Below are 6,262 nucleotides of genomic sequence, written 5' to 3'. Positions count from 1 at the left end.
GTATCGGTGCTATGCTCGACATCGCTCAGTCCGGTTGATGATTTGGGATCTTTATCGATTGATCAGATCGCTCAACTCGGACTGAGTTCCCTTCAGGTGATCTACTATTCGGAACAGTTATTTAGGTAAGAGAAATGTTTTGCCGAGCAAAAGCATGTTTAATGCATCTTGATCCGGGTATTTTAGTTCTGAATGTTCAAAGATAAATTTAATAACGTTAGAGGTTAAGTTTTGTTGATGCCATTGTTTTAAATCCATAAACATTACACCAGAATTAAAATAGACATCTTCTATTTCTGGACAATGGAGTCTTTCAATTGCTTTCTTATCCATCCCCTCGATATCAGTTACAACCGCACAAATAGCATTATCAAAAGATAAATGTATTAATTCGTCAAGGGGCGCTTTACATACAATATCGGCATCAAGATATAATAATCGATCGGTATATGATCCCAAATAATCGAATGCGATTAATCTATAATAAGCAGAATAAGGCCAATTTTTTGTGGGTAAGTCTTTTAATGGTGTGTTATCAATGTCATATATGAATATATCTACATTAAATCTACCAGACATTTTCTTGAAACGATGAAGGGCTTTGTTGAATAAATAGATTTTATGCTGGCAGCCAAGTGAAACGACGGATCCTCGCAACGCAAAATCATGCAGTTAGGCCTCATGAGAAAACTGTACACCTAAGATGACAAGCATTTTCTACCAAAACTGGCATAGAAAAACAGCATGATTACCTATTATTCAACAAAGCCACGATGAAGATCATCATCGTTTATGGAGTCAATGAAAAAGTGTAAGGTGATAGGAATTTCACTATTTATAATCGTCGATGTGGCCGAAATTGCAGCACCGAATAAAAAATTCTTATCGACACCGTATGCAATATGCAACATCTTCTCTTTGTTGGTTTCCTGCGCACCAAGAAATTCAACCTTATTCTTGATCACACTGCTATCAAAATACATAATTTTCTATGCTCTGAATTAGATGATTTTTTTTAAGAAATAAAGTAAGTAGTTTTTTAAACCTGAAAATATTTTTTTATTATGAAATTCATGTTTGGCACAATAACGTAGCTGATTAGCTGAATGAGCTTTAAGTAATTCAGATTCTTTCCACGGTGAATTATTTTTTGCTTTTGTAAAATAGCATGCTGAATCATAATAAATGGCCCACTCATGCCACGGCTTTGTTGGGCCTATATAGTGAATGAATACAGTGTTATTGGTGATGGGGGTGAGCATTTTTTTACTTTCATTTAGCTCATAGTTAATACTAAACTGGGTGTTATATTTTTTATCTAAAAAAATAACTTTATTCACAAACAATATGTTTAATATATCTTGATCTAAAAATGATATTTTTTCTTTTATTTCGTCTTTGGAAAGAAGATTCATTGCTTGTCGACTGATATCTTCTTTCGCCCAGAAAGGAATGTTTATTAAAAGAAATCCTGCATTAAAATAACCATTACTTATATTCTCATCCCCTAACGCATGTGCCCGCTTGGTCCACCAGGGTTTCTCTCCTTCACTGACCACGGCAGCGAGATGAACGCCCAAGTCTAGATTTATTAACTCATCCAGTTTTCCATTACAAATAATATCAGCATCAAGATAAAGTACTTTAGATGATAACCCATTGAAAAAATTAGCAATGATAAAACGGAAATAGGTTGCATAAGACCAGTTTTTAGTACTTGGTAATTTTTTTAACTCATCACAGTTTATGAGATAAACGATGATTTGGGTATTGTATTGATGGCTAAGTTCAGTAAATTCCGAGATGTTTTTTTCATCAAAATAATCGGTGAAAATATGAAATATTATTTCTTTTTCTTTGTTTTTTAATAATATGGAGGATATAGATATTCCGCAGCCAAATATGAAATTTTTGTCTATTCCATACGCAATATTAAATGCATTGGCAGGTAATGTATTAATATTGTCATTTAGTGTTATTTTCTCTTTTATAACCTGTTTGATATTAAAATACACAATATCACCATTATTTTAATGTTTTTTGATTGTTATGATTGGAAATAGATTCCATGAATGTAGAGTAATAGTTTTCATCATAAAATTCACTGATGGATTTTTTTATTTCTTCTACATTGTGATTGATTTCTTTTTTTTGTACTTGAGATAATATCTTAATAAAATCTTTGATATTACTCGGAGCATAAAGTTGCCCATTCACACCGTTCTTGATGATATCACCTGGTCCCGATGGGCAATCGCTGCTAACGCAATAAATCCCATAAGACATGGCTTCAAGCAACGTCATGGGAAGCCCCTCAAAAGCAGAACTCATAACAAAAGCCGAGACTTGCTTGATCTCTGTCTGAACATATTCCCACGGCTTTTCTTGCCATCCGTGCCAATGCAAATGATCTGCAATGTCCAGTTGATGCGCGTAGGCCTGGCATATTTCTGCATCTGAACCGTCACCGATAAAATGGCACTCCCATTCACCGTGCAAACCTGAGAAAGCATCTAACATGTCTTTAAGACGCTTTTGACCCTCGAACTTAAGACGCCCGACATAGATAAAGACGGCTTTATCGGTTGGGCGCGGAATCACGACACTTTGTGGCGTGACTGGGTTAAAAATCACAGAGATGCGTTCGGGAGAAACGCCACGCTTTATTAATTGCTGCTTGATACAGGAGCTGATGGCCAAGTGATGGTCCGTGACCAGTGCCTGTTCGGCATGTTTTTTGTGGTCGAGAGAGTAGTGCAGCCACGAAATCAGCGGCAGCGTTTTCTTACTGTAACGGATCGCTTGTGCCGCAACGCGACAGGATGGCGCATCAAAAGCAATAACCGTATCGGGTGGGTTCTGTTTAATGAAGCGCGCCAGCGCACACGCGTGACTCATTCTACGCAGAAAGGAGATCTTGATGCCGGAACGATGGCAAATAAAGTGCTTTCCTTCCAGCCAGGCTTTATCCATGCGGTTATCACGGCAGAGGAAATATAAGGTATAGGTGTTTTTAGTGTCTTGGTCACCTTCCAGGAAGCTAGTGACCTTTTTTATTACTGTTTCAATCCCGCCGAAACCGGAGGTGGCCTCACCGACGAAAAGTATATTCATAATGATAATCAGGACTCAGGTTAAAGTGCCTTACGCTCTGTTCTTTCTCGAATTTTTTCTGCTTTGGTAAACGCTTCATGAAATAGCGCTTGTTCCTGACGCAACGTAGTACGCAAGGGTTGATGATCAAAATAGATCTTCAGGAAAAACAAGAGATCGTGTTTGCTCAGCCCAATATCGAGTGAGGAAAAATAGAGGCCGATAAGATCTTTATTACGCCATCTCAGCGGAATACGTTCGCGGAGTTGTGCCCGATGCAGGTCGATGACCGAAAGTGTAAATTGCGTATCGGTGGGCTGATAAGGCTGACGCAGCAAGAAATGGCAAATATAGCAATCACGGTGATTGACGCCGCCGGCATGCATCTTTCTCACCATTTCTGCCACACGGCGAATCAGTCGCCGTTTTTCGGCAAGCATTGGCGGATTCTTCGGCCAGTTGGCGCAATAATCTTCCAGACTGATGGCCGGGCTTAAATCCTCTGTAATGATAAAAGATTCGCGCTGTAGCGGGTTTACTCCCCGCTGGCCAAATGCGGCACCCGTCATGGTGTCTACACCGAGATCGCGCAAGCGGTGAATCGCGTTCCATTCACGATCGGCACCCAATACGGGCAGTCGCAATGAAAACAGGTTTTTGAGTGCCTCTTTTAATGCCGTGCCACGATGTATTTTGATAAACCAGGAACGTCCGGCCAAGGTAAAACGTAATGTTTTGCGACTCTCTAATGCGCGAAAGACATCGCCATCCAGTTTTTTGATTTCTTCAAACGGGTCATGTTTCTGCCAGAGTGAGGCAAACGGCTCTTTTAACGTAATGACACTTTTCATTTAGTGACGATCCTGGCCCGCAATCAGCAGTGCGGCTTTTTCCGGTAAGCTGTAAAGATCTTCCGTATCGGCATAATGCCGGGCATTCTCCGACCAGCGATGCAACGTTTCCGTTTGTCCTAATGCAGTGTGCAACGCAGTGTTCAGCGCTTCCTGACTGAAGGGAGAGGCGATAACCTGGCCTGCTTGTGCCTTATCAATATGGAACGCGTAGCCACATACCTCCGTCACGATAATCGGTAGCCCGGCAGTAATCGCTTCAAGGAGCACAATGCCTGCGGCTTCCTGATGTGCAGGGTGGAGTAGCACGTCTGCGGCCGCCATAAAATCAGGAACATCGCTACGCCCAGAGAAAAAACACACCTGTTTATCAATCCCTAACTGACCAGCCAGCGCCTGATAACGGTCGGGTTTATCTTGACCGACAACTAGGAAAACGACCTTTTTCCGTAGGTCTCCCGGCAGGCTGGCAACAGCGCGCAGGCTGCGCTCGACGCCCTTACGCTTGAAATCTGAGCCGACTTGCAGCAGTACCAGGGCGTTTTTGGGGATATTTTGCGCATGACGAAAGGTTTGGCGAACGCCGGGTGTCTGCTGGTCATATTTTCTGTCCAGCGCAATGCCCGGCGGAAGAATCAGAAAACGTTCATCCTGCGTACCATAATGTTTTTTAAAATCTGCAATCTGGCGCTGAGTCAGCATCAGCATTTTGGTGTTTACGCCTGGGCTGAACACCGCTTTTTCAAAAGCGGCGTAGTGCTTGTAGCGTGGCGTTAAGCGATAGAAAAATCCTTTCTCCTGCTCGACCTTTTCTGCGTAGCACACATCAGCGACGTAATAAAAATCCAGTCCCGGCATTTTATTGAATCCCACCACGCGATCGACAGGGTGCAATTGCAGATGGTGTTGAACCCACTCACTGTAGCGTTGATGCCGCGTGTTATTGCTGATACCCACCGTGGGCACCAAAATAATCTCAAGATTCTCTGGCTCTTCTCCCTGCCAGGACAAGACATACACTCGCACACGGTGACCATGCCTGACGCAGGCCTGAGCAATACTGAGGAAATCGCGCTGCAAGCCGCCAAACGGGAAATATTTATACAAGCAGAAGGCAATATTCATGCAGAATTCCTTATCTTTCTGCCGTATTTAGCGAAGCACCCGTAGGGTCGGCCAGCAATTTTGCTGCGGCATGAATAACGTCCCGAGCAGGGATACATGACAGGTATTTTTTATTCCTATCGAGATGTTCTCTCTCAGGCATGGCGGTGTAGTCTCCCGCCCATAGGACAATATGGTTATCTGACCAAGGGCTCCATTTACCGTGATCCGTCGGTCCAAACAGGCAAACCGTTGGCGTTGCGAGCGCTGCCGCCATGTGCATTGGTGCAGAGTCGACGCCGATATAGAGTACGGCGTTGTCGATCAATGCTGCCAGTTCAAGAAAATGCGCTTTACCGGCAAGCGACAGATTCGGTTTGTGTTCGCACAGAGTGTTGATCTCATTCACCACCGCCAAGTCGTCGGCACCAGGGCCACAGGTAAGGACGACTTCTAACCCTTGCTGTTTCAGATGATCAATAACCTGCGCAAATTTCTCGTTATCCCAGCATTTAAAATACTGTCTGGCGGTCGGCTGGATGACCACATAAGGCGTTGCCGCTAATTCAGGGGCGAGGGCAAAAACACGGTCAGCATCTTCCGGGCCATAGTACAGCGACAGCGGCCGTGTCCTGTCTTCCTCTGGCACATCCAGAGGGGCAAGCAAAGAGAAGTTTTGCTCAACGATATGCTGTCCCGTTGGTTCCAGACAACGTGTGAAACAGGCGCGCCATAGCGACTGTCTGGCTCCTCCGCGTTGAATGGAGAGGCTATAAGGGCAGTTCAACGATTTAATCAGCAGCGCTATTGGCCACTGGTCGGCCAGATTCACAATCAGGTCATAGCGGTTGCGTTTGAGGGTGTTGCGCATGGCGAGAAAATCACTGACTTTCTCCATTGCGCCAGCGGTTTTTCTTTTTAAACCATATAACCGGTGGATATCTGGATGCTTGGAAAGGATTGGAATGGTGTCCTCGTAGAGCAGCACATCAATAGCGGCTTCTGGGTAGCGCGCTTTTAGCGTGCTGATAAGCGGCGTAGTCAGCAGCATATCCCCATGAAAACGCAGCTTTACAATCAAGATCCGGTTATAGGTAAGGGTTTTGAGGCTCACTCGCTTTCCTTCAGTTAACGCATATAAACCAGAAAATGACCACGCTACCGCCCCTGGCTTTTCAGCTACCAGTGGACTGCGCGCTATCATCTGGATTGTT

General features: G+C 43.8%; 7 protein-coding genes. All 7 read right to left on the bottom strand.

Annotated features, from left to right (window positions below):
• Positions 1-117: 117 nt before the first annotated feature.
• Positions 118-657 (bottom strand): glycosyltransferase family 8 protein, encoded by a 540-nt coding sequence (locus ACTBDZ_RS03335; protein ID WP_438814235.1) that lies wholly within the window; start codon positions 655-657, stop codon positions 118-120.
• Positions 658-755: 98 nt separating this feature from the next.
• Entirely contained in the window at positions 756-983 is a 228-nt protein-coding gene (locus ACTBDZ_RS03330; protein ID WP_438814234.1) for a hypothetical protein, read from the bottom strand.
• Positions 984-1,001: 18 nt separating this feature from the next.
• Complete coding sequence (gene waaO / locus ACTBDZ_RS03325; RefSeq protein ID WP_438814233.1) at positions 1,002-2,015, bottom strand: lipopolysaccharide 3-alpha-galactosyltransferase; 1,014 nt, start codon at positions 2,013-2,015, stop codon at positions 1,002-1,004.
• A 10-nt stretch (positions 2,016-2,025) separates the two neighbouring features.
• A complete protein-coding gene (waaB, locus tag ACTBDZ_RS03320) occupies positions 2,026-3,114 on the bottom strand; it encodes a lipopolysaccharide 1,6-galactosyltransferase (protein ID WP_438814232.1) in 1,089 nt (362 codons plus the stop codon).
• Positions 3,115-3,134: 20 nt separating this feature from the next.
• Positions 3,135-3,944: a lipopolysaccharide core heptose(I) kinase RfaP gene (gene rfaP / locus ACTBDZ_RS03315; protein ID WP_438814231.1), complete on the bottom strand. Its 810-nt coding sequence runs from the start codon at positions 3,942-3,944 to the stop codon at positions 3,135-3,137.
• Positions 3,945-5,069: a glycosyltransferase family 4 protein gene (locus ACTBDZ_RS03310; RefSeq protein WP_438814230.1), complete on the bottom strand. Its 1,125-nt coding sequence runs from the start codon at positions 5,067-5,069 to the stop codon at positions 3,945-3,947.
• A 10-nt stretch (positions 5,070-5,079) separates the two neighbouring features.
• On the bottom strand, positions 5,080-6,162 hold the full coding sequence (gene rfaQ, locus ACTBDZ_RS03305; RefSeq protein WP_438814229.1) for a lipopolysaccharide core heptosyltransferase RfaQ: 1,083 nt from the start codon (positions 6,160-6,162) through the stop codon (positions 5,080-5,082).
• Positions 6,163-6,262 lie beyond the last annotated feature (100 nt).

It is taken from the genome of Symbiopectobacterium sp., assembly GCF_051710365.1.
Taxonomy (GTDB): domain Bacteria; phylum Pseudomonadota; class Gammaproteobacteria; order Enterobacterales; family Enterobacteriaceae; genus Symbiopectobacterium.
This window is presented reverse-complemented; position numbering and strand designations above follow the sequence as displayed.

Coding starts and splice junctions, on each gene's coding strand:
- waaB (WP_438814232.1), bottom strand. CDS start 3,114: ATGAATATACTTTTCGTCGGTGAGGCCACCTCCGGTTTCGGCGGGATT.
- ACTBDZ_RS03310 (WP_438814230.1), bottom strand. CDS start 5,069: ATGAATATTGCCTTCTGCTTGTATAAATATTTCCCGTTTGGCGGCTTG.
- rfaP (WP_438814231.1), bottom strand. CDS start 3,944: ATGAAAAGTGTCATTACGTTAAAAGAGCCGTTTGCCTCACTCTGGCAG.
- ACTBDZ_RS03330 (WP_438814234.1), bottom strand. CDS start 983: ATGTATTTTGATAGCAGTGTGATCAAGAATAAGGTTGAATTTCTTGGT.